The 16,128-nt window shown below is 59.5% G+C and carries 11 protein-coding genes; 1 reads left to right on the plus strand and 10 read right to left on the minus strand.

The window, feature by feature from the left end:
• Window positions 1-37 precede the first annotated feature (37 nt).
• Genes hmeg3_RS03895 through hmeg3_RS03905 form a run of 3 tightly spaced genes read right to left on the minus strand, consistent with a single transcriptional unit; the run spans window position 38 to window position 5,795 of the window.
• Window positions 38-1,492, minus strand: a complete 1,455-nt coding sequence (locus hmeg3_RS03895) for an efflux transporter outer membrane subunit (protein ID WP_094562566.1) — start codon at window positions 1,490-1,492, stop codon at window positions 38-40.
• A complete protein-coding gene (locus tag hmeg3_RS03900; RefSeq protein WP_094562567.1) occupies window positions 1,492-4,644 on the minus strand; it encodes an efflux RND transporter permease subunit in 3,153 nt (1,050 codons plus the stop codon). The genes hmeg3_RS03895 and hmeg3_RS03900 overlap by 1 nt, the downstream gene beginning before the upstream one ends.
• Window positions 4,641-5,795: an efflux RND transporter periplasmic adaptor subunit gene (locus hmeg3_RS03905; protein ID WP_232511855.1), complete on the minus strand. Its 1,155-nt coding sequence runs from the start codon at window positions 5,793-5,795 to the stop codon at window positions 4,641-4,643. Before hmeg3_RS03905 ends, hmeg3_RS03900 begins: the two co-directional genes overlap by 4 nt.
• 161 nt (window positions 5,796-5,956) lie before the next feature.
• Here hmeg3_RS03905 and hmeg3_RS03910 point away from each other — a divergent pair, with 161 nt between their 5' ends.
• Complete coding sequence (locus tag hmeg3_RS03910; protein WP_094562568.1) at window positions 5,957-6,712, plus strand: TetR/AcrR family transcriptional regulator; 756 nt, start codon at window positions 5,957-5,959, stop codon at window positions 6,710-6,712.
• Window positions 6,713-6,747: 35 nt separating this feature from the next.
• Here hmeg3_RS03910 and hmeg3_RS03915 read toward each other — a convergent pair whose 3' ends face one another.
• The 7 genes from hmeg3_RS03915 to hmeg3_RS03945 all read right to left on the minus strand — a co-directional run bounded on the left by hmeg3_RS03915 (window position 6,748) and on the right by hmeg3_RS03945 (window position 16,108).
• Entirely contained in the window at window positions 6,748-7,641 is an 894-nt protein-coding gene (locus hmeg3_RS03915; RefSeq protein WP_157739208.1) for a hypothetical protein, read from the minus strand.
• 163 nt (window positions 7,642-7,804) lie between these two features.
• Window positions 7,805-8,197 carry a cytochrome c family protein gene (locus tag hmeg3_RS03920; RefSeq protein WP_094562570.1) on the minus strand — a complete coding sequence of 131 codons (393 nt, stop codon included), beginning with the start codon at window positions 8,195-8,197 and terminating at the stop codon, window positions 7,805-7,807.
• A 36-nt stretch (window positions 8,198-8,233) separates the two neighbouring features.
• Window positions 8,234-9,994, minus strand: a complete 1,761-nt coding sequence (locus hmeg3_RS03925) for a GMC family oxidoreductase (protein ID WP_094562571.1) — start codon at window positions 9,992-9,994, stop codon at window positions 8,234-8,236.
• A 9-nt stretch (window positions 9,995-10,003) separates the two neighbouring features.
• The gene (locus hmeg3_RS03930) at window positions 10,004-10,777 is read right to left on the minus strand and encodes a gluconate 2-dehydrogenase subunit 3 family protein (protein ID WP_094562572.1); all 774 of its coding nucleotides are present in this window, start codon (window positions 10,775-10,777) and stop codon (window positions 10,004-10,006) included.
• Window positions 10,778-10,974: 197 nt separating this feature from the next.
• Window positions 10,975-12,711, minus strand: coding sequence for a methyl-accepting chemotaxis protein (locus hmeg3_RS03935; protein ID WP_094562573.1), 1,737 nt, complete (start codon window positions 12,709-12,711; stop codon window positions 10,975-10,977).
• 530 nt (window positions 12,712-13,241) lie between these two features.
• On the minus strand, window positions 13,242-14,378 hold the full coding sequence (locus tag hmeg3_RS03940) for a C45 family peptidase (protein ID WP_094562574.1): 1,137 nt from the start codon (window positions 14,376-14,378) through the stop codon (window positions 13,242-13,244).
• A gap of 140 nt (window positions 14,379-14,518) precedes the next feature.
• On the minus strand, window positions 14,519-16,108 hold the full coding sequence (locus hmeg3_RS03945; RefSeq protein ID WP_094562575.1) for an ABC transporter substrate-binding protein: 1,590 nt from the start codon (window positions 16,106-16,108) through the stop codon (window positions 14,519-14,521).
• Between the last annotated feature and the right edge of the window lie 20 nt (window positions 16,109-16,128).

Consider the following 16,128-nt stretch of genomic DNA (forward strand, 5'->3'; position numbering starts at 1 on the left):
CCCCTTGTATTGAGGGCCGGCTCTGAAGTCTGCTACCTCACTCGCTCTTCTCTTCCTTCTGCGGAATTCCCATCGCCTGGAACAGGCTCGCCGTATCCGCCAGTCGCGTGGCGACGGCGCGAATCTCCGTCAGCCTCGCATTCTGGAATTGCTTCTCGCCGGTCCGCGTTACGCTGGGTGCAATCGCACCGAGTGCCGCGCGCCGTTCCGCATCGCGCCAGTACTGTTCGCTATGCTTGCGCGCGCTGCTTGCCGCAGCCAGCGTATCGGCGTCGTGCGTCAGCGCACTCAGGCTGTCGGCAACATTCTGGAAAGCGTTCAGCACGGTCTGGCGATAGTTGTCCTGCGATGCCAGATACTCGTCTTGTGCTGCACGGCGCCTGGCTTGCAATGCCCCGCCATGGAACAGCGGTTGCGTCAGCGATGCACCGATGCCCCACACCGCGCCCGCGCCGCTGGTGGCCTTGGGCCAGGAGAAGCCGGCACGGCCGAAGGAGCCGGTGATCGACAGGCTGGGAAACATCTCCGCCGTCGCCAGTGCTTCCTGCGCAGCTGCCACCTTCAATGCAGCATCGGCGGCGAGGATATCGGGGCGCTGTTTCAGCAGGTCGGACGGCACTGCTACCGGCACGCGTTCCGGCAGCGTCAACGCGGCCAGCTCCAGATCGGGGGGCGCGGCATCAGGCGTGCGCCCCATCAAGACGGCCAGTGCATGACGCGCAGCCTGCCATTGTGTGCGCAATCCCGGCAACCCTGCACGCAGGGATTCGGCGCCTGCCTGCGCATTTTGCAGATCACTGTTTGATGCAGAACCGAGCTCCACGCGGCGCTGTACTTCCGCCGTATCGGCATCCGCCAGTTGCACCAGCCGCTCGGTCGCTTCCACTTGTGCACGCAGCGCGGCGCCGTTGACTGCCGCAATCACGACGTTGGCAGCCAATGCGCGGCGAGCCGCATCGAGTTGGTAGGACTGCGCATCGACCTGCGCCGCCAGCGCGGAATTGGCATAGCGTTCCACGCCAAACAAGTCGAAGGTGTAGCTGACGTTCAATTCACCGGCAAAGACGTTGTACAGATTAGTCGGCGCACCGATGTTCGGCAGGCCGAGTGCACGCTGGCGATTCGATTGCAGTACCGCATCGACAGTCGGGAACAGCGATTCGTTGATCTGTGCGCGCAGTTGTTCTTTGGCAGCGGTCAGACTATGCGAAGCCTGCGACAGCGAATAATTTTTCGCCAGCGCTTCTTCCACCCAGGCCGACAATTGCGGCGAACGATAGGCTTCCCACCATGTCGGTACCGGGCGTTCGCCCAGCACGAATTTCTGGGAAGCGTCCGGCGTGCCGATTTCGCTTGGTGTGCCTTCGACGCCGTAATGCGCCGGTTGCGGCATGTCGGGCGCGATGCCTTTTGGTCCAAGTGCGCAACCGGACAGGGTCAGCGCAAGCAGATACAACGCGTAACGGCGAGGGGGTAAATGAACGGCACGCATTAGCGGCTCCCTTCAGATGCAGTGTCCGAATCGGCATAGGCGGTTTCGCTCGGCTTGACCTTGTAGCACAAGGCATACAATGCCGGCAGATAGAACAGCGTCAGCACGGTGGCGACGGTGATGCCGCCCATGAGTGCGGTCGCCATCGGGCCGAAGAAGTTGCTGCGCAACAACGGGATCAGCGCCAGCACCGCGGCCGCAGCAGTCAGCGTGATCGGACGGAAGCGTCGCACCGTGGCGCCGACGATGGCGTCGAAACGCTTGCGGCCGGCGCCGATGTCCTGCTCGATCTGATCGACCAGAATCACCGAGTTACGCATGATGATGCCGAGCATGGCGATCGTGCCCAGCATCGCCACGAAGCCGAACGGCTGATGGAACAGCAGCAGTGCGCCGACCACGCCGATCATGCCCAGCGGCGCCGTCATCACGACCATCATGGTGCGGCCGAAACTTTGCAGCTGCACCATCAGCAGCACCAGCACGGCAATCACCATCAGCGGCATCTGCGCCGAGATCGAGGCCTGTGCCTTGGCGTTTTCTTCCACCGGCCCGCCGACGGCAATGCGATAGCCGACCGGCAGTTCCTTGCGCAAGCTTGCCAGCTTTTCATCCAGCGCGTTGCTCACGTCGATACCTTGGACGCCGGCACGCACATCGGCCAGCACCGTGATGGTGGGCTGGCGATCGCGTTCCCAGATGATGCCGTATTCCAGCTCATTGCGGATGTGGCCCAGCGTGCTCAGCGGCACCGAACCGGAAGCGGTCGGTATCGCCAGCGAACTCAGGCGTGCAGGATCGACGCGCTCGCTGCGCGGTGCGCGCAGATCGACGCTGATGAGCTTGTCGCGTTCACGATACTGAGTGACGGTGTAGCCCGACAGATTCATCGCGAGGAAGCTGGACACTTGCTGCGTAGTCAGACCCATTTCAGCGACGCGTTTTTGATCGAGTTCAAACGTGATCGAGCGTTGTGCCGGCTCGTCCCAATCGAACTGGACATTGGTGGCGCGCGATTCCTTGCGGATTTCTGCCGCGACTTTTTCAGCGATGGCGCGGACTTCAGGGATCTTCTCGCCGCTGACGCGGAACTGCACCGGGAAGCCGACCGGCGGGCCGTTTTCCAAACGAGTGAGGCGCGTACGCAGGCCGCTGAATTGCTCGCGCAATGGTTGCTCCAGCGCCTTCGCCAGTTTTTCGCGATCCTCCACCGATTTGGCGGTCACCACGAATTGCGCAAAGTTGGCGCTCGGCAGTTGCTGATCCAGCGGCAGATAGAAGCGCGGCGCACCGGTGCCGACGAAGTTGACGACGTGGTCGATTTCGGGACGTCCCTTCAGCACTGCTTCCATGCGCAAGGCTTCGCGCTGGGTTGCTTCAAACGAGGCACGTTCCGGCAGGCGCAGGTCGATCAATAGTTCCGGGCGGTCCGAGCTGGGGAAGAATTGCTGCGGCACCAGGCCGAATGCGGCGAGCGAACCGACGAACAGCAGCGCTGTGAGAATCACCACGCGGCCGCGAAACGCCACGCACCACGCCACCATGCTGCGCAGGCGTGTGTAGACGCGGGTTTTGTAAATGGCGTGATCGTGATCTTCTTCGTGGGCTTGGTGTGAATGATCCGCTTCCTCGTCTTGCGCGGCGCCTTCAGGCTGCGGCTTTTCCTTGAGCATGTGATAGCCCAGCAGCGGGATCAGTACAACCGCTGCGAGCCAGGAGAGCAGCAGCGCAATCGCCGACACTTCAAAGATCGAACGCGTGTATTCGCCGGTGCCGGACTTCGCCAGTGCAATCGGGAGGAAGCCCGATACCGTTACCAGCGTGCCGGTCAGCATCGGAAAGGCGGTGCTGGTGTAGGCGAATGCAGCGGCGCGGCGGCGATTCCAGCCTTGTTCCAGTTTCACCGCCATCATTTCCACCGCGATGATGGCGTCATCTACCAGCAAGCCCAGCGCCAGCACCAGCGTGCCGAGCGACACCTTGTGCAGGCCGATGTCGAACATGTACATGAACAGCGCGGTCACTGCCAGCACGATAGGGATGGAGATCACCACGACCATGCCGGTGCGGATACCCAGCGACAGCAGGCTGACCACCAGCACGATGGCGATCGCTTCGGCCACAGCTTCCAGGAAATCGTCGACCGACTTTTCCACCGCGTGCGGCATGCTGGAAACGGCAGTCAGCTTCAAGCCCGCAGGCAGACGCGCACGCAGCGCTTCGGTGCTTTCGTCAAGCGCCTTGCCGAGACGGATGACGTCGCCGCCGGGTTGCATGGTGACGCCGATGCCCAGTACCGGCTTACCGTCGGAACGCATCTGCTGCTCTTGCGGATCGTCATAGCCACGCGTGACGGTGGCGATGTCGCCCAGGCGGAAGTTGCGGTTGTTGATACGGATGATCTTGTCGCTGATCGCTTTGACGTCGTTGAACTGCCCGGTGGGCCGCACATACAGGCGGTCATTGGCAGTGCTGATCAGACCGCCCGGCGCCACCGCGTTCTGTGCGCCGATCAGGTCGCCCAGTTGTTGCGGATTGATGCCCAGCCGCGACATCTGCGCGTTGGAAATATCGATGTAGATGTGCTGGTTGCGATCGCCGAAATAATCGATCTTGCCCACGCCCGGCACGCGCAGCAATTCGCCACGCAGCTGGTCGGCGTAGTCGCGTAATTGCGCGGGCGAGAAGCCGTCGCCTTCCAGCGCGTAGATGTTGGTATAGACGTCGCCGAACTCATCGTTGAAGTAGGGCCCCTTGACGCCGCTGGGCAAAGTCGCGGCGATGTCGCCGACTTTCTTGCGGACTTGGTACCAGGTCTTGGGCACTTGCGCGGCAGGCGCAGTGTCTTTGATCGTGAAGAACAACTGCGACTGGCCCGGGCGCGAATAGCTGCGCAAGAAGTCGACGTCAGGCGTCTCCTGCAATTTGCGTGCGATACGGTCGGTGACTTGCTCCTGTACCTGGCGCGCGGTGGCACCCGGCCAGTCGGTCTGGATCACCATGACCTTGAAGGTGAACGGCGGATCTTCCGACTGCGACAGCTTGGAATAGGAGCCAATGCCCAGCAACGTGATCAGCGCCAGGATGAAGGTGACCAGCGCCTGATGCTGCAAGGTCCACGATGACAGGTTGAAACGTCCCGGTGCGCTCATAGTGCGAAGTCCTCAGCATGCAGCGGCGCGATCGGCTTCACCTTCTCGCCGGCGGTCAGCGTATGCACGCCCTGAACCACGATCTTTTCACCCCCGGCGACGCCGTCGCTCAGCGTGACACTGCGTTCGCCGTAAGCGCTGACGATGACCGGACGCAGTTCCAGTTTGCCGTCGGCAGGCCGCACGATCCATACCGCCGGACGATTTCCCTGATGGAACAGCGCGGTGGCCGGGATGACGGTCGTGCCGCTGGATGCCGTCTTTTCTTGCGTAGATGTATTGATGGAGACTTCGCCGCTCATGCCCAGACGCAGGGAAGGATTCTGTGTCTCCAGCGTCACCTTGACGCGGAAGGTGCGGCTTTGCGGATCGGCGGCGGGGCTGACTTCGCGCACGCGGCCGGTCAATTTCTGATCAGGCAGCGCAGTCAGTTTGACCGTGGCCGGTGCACCCACGCGGATCTTCGCTACCTGGCTTTCGGAGACCTCGGTCGTAACATCCGTGGCGCCCGACCATGCCAGCGAAAACACCGGTTGTCCGGCAGCCAGCACTTCGCCGGTGTTGGCTTGTTCTGCGCTGATGACGCCATCGTGTTCCGCGATCAGGCGGGTGTAATTGCGCTGGTTGCCGGCCACGGCAGCGCGTGCCGTTGCGCCTTTAAGCTGCGCCTTGGCGGCGGCATAGGCATCCTGGGTTTGTTCCAGTTGCAGCGCGCTGATCAGTTTGTCGCGAGCTTGCAGGGTGTCGCGTTGCAACTGCTTTTCGGCGGCGTCGAAATGCTCACGCGCAGAGGCCAGGTCGGCTTCTGCACTGGCGGCGTTGTGTTCGGCGTCGGCCGGATCAAGACGCGCCACGACATCACCCTTGCGCACGGTATCGCCCAGATGCACGCGGCGTTCGATGACTTGCCCGGCAATGCGGAATGACATCGGCGTCGAGAAGCGCGACTGCACTTCACCCGGCAAGGTCAGCAATTGTGCGCCGCTATCGGTTTGTGCGGGCAGGACGACGACTTCACGCGGCGCATCGGCGACCGGGGCCGGTTTTTGACACGCGGCCAGTGCCAGCGTGACGGCCAGCACCAACGGCAGCAGGACCGGAGAACGTGGATGGAGGGGGGAGGTGGTACGGCGATGATGAGCAAACTTCACGGCATTCCTTTCTGGAAATGTGATGTCCGGATCGTCAGCCGTTCCGAACCCTGCAACCTGATTAATTTGTTAAGCGCACGCGGGAATTTTTTGGCATTCTAATACACTAATGAATTCAGATGCAACGATGTATTTGAATACATCGATGCTAAAATCACGCCATGAGCAAAGCCATGACCACCGCCAACGCCAAATTAGTTGCCAAAACGGAAATCCCGTCCGCAGGACGCCAGCGCCTGAGCCGCGAGCAAAGCCGCGAGCAGACGCGCCAACGCCTGCTGGAGGCATCGCATGCCGTGTTCGTTCAAAAGGGATTCACGCTGGCAAGTGTGGAAGACATCACCGCCGCCGCCGGTTATACGCGGGGTGCGTTCTATTCCAACTTCAGCGACAAGACCGAGTTGTTTTTTGAGTTGTTGCGTCGGGAGAGCGCGGACATCGATCTGGAATTTCACCGTCTGTTCCAGTCGCCGGTAATCGATCCGATCGCGCTGATGGAAAAGATTTCCGGTTACTACAGCACACTGTACCGCGATGACATGTGCAGCCAGCTGTGGATGGAAGCCAAGATCGTCGCCATGCGCGATGAAAAATTCCGCGCCAAACTGAGCATCTTCCTGCGTGAGCGCCACCAACAGATCGCCGAGTTTGTCGAGATCTTCGCGCGTCTGACCAATACACCATCGATCGCACCGGCACACCAGATAGCAATCGGTCTGATGGCCTTGTGCGAGGGCGTGTGCTTCGCCCATCGCTGTGATCCGGAACGCATCGACGACAAGACCGCCGAGGCAGTCATGTCACTGTTTCTCAAAGCGACGATTGCGATGCCGCATGCGACCACAGCTCCGCCGGCGGCAGTAGGTACAAAATTCGAGGATACGTCTGCAAAGCGGCCGGCGGTGAAGCGCAAGTAAGTCCCGCCGGCGCTAAAATTGATTGCTTCAAGAACTTATGGATTGTCCGCAATCAAGCGCTGAGTGAATTTCTGCACGGCTTTGCGCAGCTGCAATGTCACTTCTTTCGTCTTGCCTTCAGCAGAACTGGTGACGATGGCAACGCGTCCTTTCACGTTGACCAGTTCGGTATAGACGCTAGGGCCGTTTGTCCTGCTCAGCAAGGCACAGATCTTATCGGGCTGGTCGCATAGAATGACAGCATTGCCGACTTCGTCGGAAAAGCGTTTCCTGACACCGACAAACTCAGCCTGTCGCAACGGAGTGGGACCATAGCGCGTATCGTCGACGATGAACACCAGCTGTGTCGGCGATGCTCCCAACGGTACGAAAGCACCGACCAGAAATCCTGCTCCGACCGCCAGAGCAGCTTTCCTGTCGGTTGCCGGATCAACCAGAAACGGTTGCCAGCCTTCCGGAACCGATAGCGCCAGTGAGCTGACCGAGGTGCGACCGATACGGATGGCACTTTTTCCTTGTGGCTGGCACAGCGGCTGTACGCCGTCTTTCGGTTTTACCCGGACTGAGAGCGATTGGATGCTGACTGGCCGATCTGGATTGCCGGCGGAAAGCGATGCCGGGAATTGCCGTTTGATGATGAGCCAGTCGCCGTCGACGCGGTACTCTACATCGTAGGACGCAGCCTTGGGTTTTTGCGTGGCAGGATCAATCAACGTAGCCCGCATGTGGCCCGGATCCGTTACTTCATAGGTCGACAGAGCTTCGTAGTTGCCGGCTTCGTTGTAACAATGTGCGCGTGTGAAAGAACCGTCATATTCCCCCGTGCAATCGCCGTTTTGGTTAAGGACCTTCTGACTGGCGAGCGTGACCTGTATTTGCTGACTTTGCCAGCAACCGTGCAGCGCCGGATCGTCCTGCGCTGAAGCCATTGAAGATGCGGACAGCAGCAAGGTTATCGCCGACAGATACCGGCGCCACACAAGATGCTTGTTTGCAGAACGAGACGTTGCTGTCGGAAACGAATGGTGCGCCATGTTAAAAACGGTCTCCGTTAGGTGGGCTTGCCCTAAAATGGGCAAGCCCTGCTTCGCGTTATTTCACACTATTCAGGTACGCAATCAGATCCGCGCGTTGCTTGGCGTCGGCGATGCCCGAGAACGGCATGACGTTGCCCGGCAACAGCTTCTGCGGATCGGCGATGTAGGCGTCCAGATTTTTTTCATCCCACGTCAGATTGGCGCGCTTGAGCGCCGGGCTGTAGCGAAAGCCCGGCGACGCTGCCGACTTGCGGCCGACGATACCCAGCAGACCGGGACCGATGCCGTTGGCCGCGGTAACGGTGTGGCAGGCGGCGCATTGCGCGAAGACCAGTTTGCCGGCGTTGACGTCTTGCGCCATGGCCGACATCGACACGGATACTGCCGACAGTGCGATTGCAGCAGCGAGCGCTGCGCGGTGGAAATGCTTCCGGTGTAAATACTTCATTGATTGCTCCTCAAAATAATAAATATCCGTAGCGCATCACAGCATGCGCGGACGCTGCACGTAGCGCACCAGATCGTCACCCAGGCGGACTGCCAGCGCCGCCAGCGGACCTGTCGGGTTGTAGCCCGAATTGTGCTGGAACACCGAAGCGCCGACCACGAACAGATTCTGCGCATCCCAGTGCTGCAGACGCGGCGAGACGACGCTGTGCGCCGGATCCGTACCCATTGGCGTGCCGCCGGTGATGTGCGTGGTCTGATAGGCGCGAATATCGAACGGGCTCTTGCGCGGCACCGCCGGTCCGACGATGTCGGCGCCCATCGCCTTGGCGATGTCTTCCATCTTCTTGGTGACGTAGGCTGACATCTTGGTCTCGTTCTCGCGCCAGTCGAAAGTCATGCGCACCAGCGGCTGGCCGTAGGCATCCTTGTACACCGGATCGAGGTCGAGGAAGTTTTCCGTGTTCGGATAGCAGCTGCCCTGGATCGACATGCCGAAGGAATGCGCATACCAGTCGACGTTGGCCTGCTTCCACTTGGTGCCCCAGCGTGGCGTACCTGGTGGCAGGCGACGCGCGACGATAGGACGGCCGCTGAACATGTTGGCGCTGATCATGCCGCCACCAAGGAAGCCCAGGCCGGTGTGGTCGAAGTTGTCGTTGTTGAAGTCGTCGATCACGGTGCCGGTGCTGCCGGTGGACAAGAAAGGATTGGTCCAGCGATCCTTCATGAACACGTTCACAGCAGAGGTAGTCTGGTAACAGAAGTTCTTGCCGACCACGCCCTTGCCGGTGACCGGATCATACGGCGTGCCGATCTTGTCGAGCAGCAGCAGTTTGGTGTTGGTCATGGTGAATGCACCCAGCACGACGACGTCGGCCGGCTGTTCATACTCCTGGCCGTTGCGCAGGTCGAGATAGCGCACGCCGGTCACGCGCTTGGTCTGCGCGTCGTAGTTGACGCCGAGCACATGGCTGTTCAGGCGTATTTCAAAACCTTTGCGTTCCTTCAGCATCGGGTACAGCAACACTTCCGGAGAAGCCTTGGCTTGGGCCTCGCAGATGAAGCGTTCGCAGTGACCGCAATACTGGCATTGGCCGAGTTTCTGTCCGTCCGGATTGGTATAGACGCCGGAGGAATTGGCCGCGGGTGTCGGGAACGGGTGATAGCCCATCTTCTCCGCAGTCTGTCTGAAGACGGTGCCGGCTTCGGTGATTTCCAGCGGCTTTTGCGGATACTCGCCGCGTCGCGGCGCTTCGAACGGATTGCCGCCGGCCTGCTTTTTGCCGTTGATGTTGCCCGCCTTGCCTGAGATGCCGAACAGCTTCTCAAACAGGTCGTGGTAAGGCTCCATCTCCTTGTAAGTGACGCCCCAGTCCTGCAGCGGCATGTTGGCAGGGATTGCCTTGGCGCCGTAACGATTGGTGTAATGCGTGCGCAAGGTCGGGTCATACTCGGCCCAACGCCAGGTGTGGCCGTTCCAGTGATTGGCGGCGCCGCCCATGCCTTCGCCGGGCAGGAAGGCTTCCATCCAGCGCACCGGCAGCGAGGTGTCGCTGCGCGAATGACGCAGCGTGTACGTCTGCACGTTCCATTTTTGCACCAGGCCCTGGCGCACGTCCCAGCGCAGCTCATCGCGTTGCGACGGCAGCTTGGCTTCGGCGCCGTTGCTGTGATCGCCGCCGCGTTCCAGCACCAGCACGTCGATGCCTTGCGCCGTCAGCTGACGCGAAACCAGGCCCGCAGTGAGCCCGCCGCCGACGATCACGACCGTCCGCTTTTCCAGTTTTTTTATCATGTTGTGTCCTTAGCTGAAGTCGAGGATAGACTTGGGATCTTTCGCACCGGGGAAGGGTTTGCCGCGATAGTTCACCATGTCCAGCGTGTGCGTCGCCGGCAAGCCGGGATAACCGAGCATCTTCCAGAACACCTTGTTGTTGTTGCCGCCGTATAGCGGGTCGGCGTAACAGGCTTGCGTGAACAAGGGATACATCAGTTCATTGAACCAGGAACCCAGCGGGGTGTCTTCGTCGACCACTTTGCCGTCGGCAATGGCGGCGAGGAAAGCATCGGCATCTGCCGGCGCCAACTGGTCGAAGGCTTTACCAAATTTCTTGATGGCCTGGCGGTTGGCGGCTTCCACGCCGGCCTTGAAGAACTGCTCGGGCGTGAGCGGCAACTGCAGGCCGAGTTGCGGTTTGCCTTGCAGCCATGGGCCGCTCATGTAGCGGCCGGCGCCTTTGCCGTAAGCACCGCTTAATTGGCGGTCGATGAAAATCGCCAGGCCGCAGTCGACGCCGTTGGGAGTGAACTGATCGGCTGGGCACATGATGTTGACCATAGTTTCGACGAAAGCGGCTTCATCGGCGCTGAAGCTTTCGTAGCCGATCAGGCCTGGCGAGGTGGCCGGAGTTGCAGCTGCGGCAGGTGCATCGGCAGCGCTTGCAGCGGTGGCCGCGATCGCTGCACCGGCTCCGGTGCCGACTGCCAGTGGAGAAGATAGCGATGCAGTGCCTGCAACAGTGATGACCTGTCGCAGAAAATGCCGCCGTGGTGGTGGTTGGGTGTTGTCGTCACTCATCTGTGCCTCCTTGTGTAAGTGGGTGAGATTCGGTGTGATCGCAGATCTGCCCTGCCGCAGAAAACGTGGACAGAGTCATCTCTTCGAAGGTAAAACAGACATGCGTTTGCCCGCCGGAGAGCCTATATCGGCTCCCCGGTCGTGGACAATGTATTGCGCAAGAAATCGCGACGGGCTCGCATGGCAGCGACGTCGGATTAGAAGGTTTCCCAATCGTCGTTCGACGAAACCGCGGACGATTTGCCGATGGCGGGTGTTGCCGCCGGCAAGGGTTTCGATGCCGCGGAAGACATCTTCAGTGGCGTGATGGACTTCGTGTTGCGAGCCTTGACCGGCTTTGCTGCGGAGCTCGTGTACGTCGGCGCGGCATACTGTTGATGAGCACGCTGCTCTTCGATGATCTTGAAAATGGAGACGGCGTCCTTCAGCGACAAGGCTTGCTGTTCCAGCGACTTGGCGGCGGCGCTGGCTTGTTCGACCAGTGCGGCATTTTGCTGGGTTGCCTCATCCATTTGCGAGACGGCTTGCGAGACCTGATCGATGCCCGAGCTTTGCTCGCTGGAGGCGGAAGAGATTTCTCCCATGATGTCGGTTACGCGTTGTACCGCGCCGATGATCTCGCTCATGGTTTGACCAGCCTGGCCTGCCAGTGCAGAACCGGTTTGCACGCGGTCGACCGACAGCATGATCAAGTCTTTGATTTCCTTGGCGGCGCTGGAAGAACGCTGCGCCAGGGCGCGCACTTCACTGGCGACCACCGCGAAGCCGCGGCCCTGTTCGCCGGCGCGGGCGGCTTCCACCGCTGCGTTCAGCGCCAGGATGTTGGTCTGGAAGGCGATGCCGTCGATGATGCCGACGATTTCGGTGATCTTGGTGGAGCTATCGCGGATTTCATCCATGGTCGTCACGACGCGGCTGACAACATCGTTACCGGCGCTGGCGATCTGCGAAGCATTGACGGCCAGCGTGGATGCCTGGCGTGCATTGTCGGCATTGTGCTTCACGGTGCTGGTCAGCTCTTCCATGCTGGAAGCGGTTTCTTCCAGCGAGGCCGCTTGTTGCTCCGTGCGTGAGGACAGGTCGAGATTGCCGGCGCTGATTTCCTTGGTCGCGGTAGCAATGGCGTCGCTACCTGTGCGCACAGTAGAAACGGTTCTGGTCAGGTTGTCTTGCATCTTCGATAAGCCGGTCAGCAACTGGCCCATTTCGTCGGTCGAATGCACGTGTACACGCTGAGTGAGGTCGCCTTCGGCAATGTCGTCGAAATGCTTGAGTGCCTGTTCGATCGGACGTGAAATCGCACGGCGCAGCGAGAACCAGCTGTAGCCGGCGAGCAGCAAGCCTATCGCTACTGCGGCGATCGAAATCATGCGGAAGTTTTCGTAACGGTTCAGCGAGTCCTCATAGTTCTGGCGCGCCGCGTCGGTTTCATATTCGTTGAGCAGCGTACCGCTCTTTTGCATCGCGGTATAGACCGTGCCGACCACACGCGCCTTGTCGGAAATCTGCTGACGGTCGCCGCCCTTGATGGCGTCACGGAATTCATCGATGGCTTTTTCAGTCTTGGTAAGGCCTTCGGTGACTTCCTGCACCAGCTTCTTGGCCTGCTCGCTTTGCGGCAGCGCTGCGTATTTGGCCCACCATTCCAGCGCCTGCTTGCCGACGTCCGCTTCCGTCTTGTACATCTGCTGTGCCCATGCCGGGTCAGTCGTCAAGGCTGCCTGATCCAGCGAGGTGCGCTGGCGGCCAACCCATAGCAAGGTATTGTCGGCGGCCACCGTCTTGGGCATGCGCACCTGATACAGCTCGCGGTTGATCTTCACGACGGTGGACATGCCGAACAGACCGGTCATGCCAATGGCGAGAAGCAGGACGGAGAGAATCGCCATGGCGAGTGCAAGGCGGGACTTGATGGTGAGTCTGAGGGTTTTCATGTTGAGATCTTTTTCTTTTGAATTGAGAGCGGCAATGTTCCTGGTGTTGCTGGCTGGGGATGTTTTCCGGGCAAGCGTTCATCAATAAAGAAAATGCAACAAGGTCAAACCACCTTGTCTCGGTCGTCGATATGTTTTCTGTCAATATCGTCCGCGCGCCATCAAGAGGAAGCGGCGATTTCAAGTCAGGCATTTGCAGGCCAACGCATTTTCACAAGGTATTAACGGCGGGGTTGGTGATGTTCTGAAGCAATTTTTCTGAAAAATGCAGAGAATTTACAATTAAAAGAAGTGCTCTTTATTTAAAGACAATGAGTGAGGATTTGCGCAAAAACTATGCGATATTTTCGCTGACAAAATACTGACACGAGGCTCATGAAGCAGTGATCCCGATCATCGGCGATGACGAAGTTTTCCCTCGCCACTCTCTGAGTTATTGCTATGCGATGACACGACGATCGCATAGCAATGACAAGGCAACAACACAGACATCGATTGCGTCGTTGATTCGCTGTCGATCAACCTGCCGACTATGCCGCCAACAACACCGGATCGTGATCGAGACTGTAGCGCGTGAACACACGATTCAATGCCGGCAACGGCGCCACTTCCATCTCGCGCACGGCCGGTTCCATGATCACCATTGCCACGGTAGCTGACAGATTGTCATGGCTGCCCGGACGCGGTGGACGGCATACCGAATAAGGCAAGCCGAAGTTGTCGAAGAAGGCATCTTTCATCTGTTGGCGGCCGAGTTTGGCGCCGGCGGCGTTGAGCAATTTGCGCACGCGCCAGTCGCGGTAGTGACTGTCGGGTGAATTGGCGATGCCGAGATCGACCAGCTTGCTCAGCGCTACTTGCGACATCCAGTGATTCGCATGCACGATAAGATTGTCTTCGCCCGGATAGATCGGGAAGGATTCATTCGTCGTGCATTCGAAGTCAATGCCGAAGCCTTCAGCCATGCCCAGCATGATGTTGTTGGAACAAGACTTCGGCGTGGTTGCGACGGTCTTCATCGCCAGCGAAAAAATCTCCTGTTCCAGCACCTTGCGGCGGATCAGTGACAGCGGCACGCCCAGTTGCGTGAAGTCGCGGTTCGATTCCAGATAGTTGGCCGTGATGGATACACCGGCGCTGTTGAAGCCGCTGCGCGCCAGTCCGCCTGCTTCGACGAAGGTCAGGAAATCGGGGCCGTTGTCGTTGCGCACGCGCAGCACGATGGACGTGTCGGCGCATTCGGCGCGCCAGTCCCAGTTCTGGCCGTGGATGAGATTGCCGGTGGCCGAGCGTTCCGGCAGGATCAGCGCGCCGGTGCAGCCGTCGCCGGGTTCGTTGTCGACGGCGGCGACTTTTTCGGCGCGTGCTTTGGCGAGTACTTCGGTACGCGCATTGATCATCACGATGTCGGCGAAGTCCACATTTGCACCTTTGGCGATGCCACGCATTTCATCGATGTAATGCGGTGCGTAGTCGCCGATCTGCTTGGCAAAAAAATCGATGAGCTTGTTGCGCGCCTGTTCGCCGTAACCGATGTTGACGAGTGTCTGTCCATACAGCGCAATGCTGCCGCGCACGCGATCGGCAGCCTGCTGGCCGTATTGCACGCCGCGCTCGTGCGGTGTGCCGGAGACAGAGACAAATGGAAATTGCTGAATGGTAGTCATGATGTCGGGTAATCCTCAAAGGAAACAGGCAATGCAGCAGCCTGGCGAGATGGCGGAAGGCGCTCGCAAAAAATGTTCAACAAGAAAATGGCGGGATGTTCATCTGGTTGCTGTGAGCAACCCGCCGCGGAAGGCTCGGTTTATTTGGCCAGGCTGCTGGTCCACATCAGGGGTTTGCTTTCCCAGACGGTATAGCCGTTGACGCGTTTGCGGATGGCCCAGGAGTCGGTCACGTTGTACAGCACGATCAGCGGCGTCTTGGTAATCAGCATGTTGTGCAGTTGATCGAACAGCACCTGGCGCTTCTTGGTGTCGGATTCGATAAAGCTCTGATCAATCAGCTTTTGCGCGGCAGGATCGTCCCACACCTTGCGCGACTGCTTGGCTTTGTTGCCGGAAAACTGCTCATAGCTCAGCGCCGGATCCAGACGTGACGAATACGTGAAGGAACTCATCTGGTAATTGCCGCTGTTGTAGCGGTCCAGTTGCGTGGCCCATTCCAGCACTTCGATCTGCGCATTGATACCGACCGCCTGCATCATCGCCTGGCTTAGCACGGCCACGGTATAGCTCGGCACGTGTGCGCGCTTGTTGGCCTGGATCACGATAGGCTGCCCGCGATAGCCGGCCTGTTGCAGCAACAGCTTGGCCTTGGTGGGGTTGTAGACGTAGCCCTTCTTTTGCTCTGCGCTGTAAAACAATGACTTGTCGTAAATCGCGGAATTATTGACGTGCGCCAGCCCTTCGGAAGCGGCTTCAACGATCTGCTTCATGTCCAGCGACAAGGCAATCGCCTGACGTATCCTTTCATCTTTCAGCACCGGATCGTTGGTTTGCATCAGCAGGGTATTCTTGCCGGCTTCGCTTGGGATGATCACATTCAGATTGCGATTGGCCTTCAGCTCCTTGACGTCGGACGAGGTGATCTGGCCGGCATCGATGGCGCCGGATTGCAGGCCGGCCTTGGAGGTGGACATGTCGGGCACGTCGAGGAACTTGACCTGCGGAATCTGCGGCTTCTTCAGGCCGAGATAGCCGTCCGGCTTGTTACCCGGTGGCGATTGATAATCGGCGAAGGCGCTCAGGGTGACGTATTCGCCGCGCTTCCATTCGTCAAACTTGTACGGGCCGGTGCCGATCGGCTTGTCCCAGCTGCCGTCTGCTTTCACGGATTTTTTGCTGATGACCGCAGCCATAGCGCAATCGGTACGCGCCAGGTTGTCAAGGAAGATGGCCGATGGCTTGTCGATCTTCAGCACAAAGGTTTGCGCATCGGGAGCCGTTGCCGACAAGACCTTGGTGCCGGAGCGGCCGTCAAAATCGCTCAGACAGCGCCAGTCGGTCTTGGGATTCATGTAGCGGTTCCAGCTCCACAGCACATCGGCGGAGGTCATCGGGTCGCCGTTGTGAAACTTGACGCCGGGACGCAGCTTGAAGGTATAGGTCAGGCCGTCGGGGCTGACGTTGATCGACTTCGCCAGCAACGGACCGACCGAACCGTTTTCGTGATAGCCGACCAGACCTTCGACAATGTTGAGCACCACGCCGTCCGTCGTGTTGTCGCGATTGACGCCGGGATTGGTGGAGCGGATATCTGCCGGTTGCGCGACGACGATTTGCGCTGGATTCTGTGCAAAAGCAGACGTTGCGCTCAACGCCGCGATGGTACTCATGGCACTCATTACGCTCATTTTCAGCAGCAGGCGTGCTGGAGACTGTGAAGAAGACATGGCTGATTTCCTTGAGACTG

This window comes from Herbaspirillum sp. meg3 (assembly GCF_002257565.1).
In the GTDB taxonomy this organism is placed as follows: domain Bacteria; phylum Pseudomonadota; class Gammaproteobacteria; order Burkholderiales; family Burkholderiaceae_D; genus Herbaspirillum.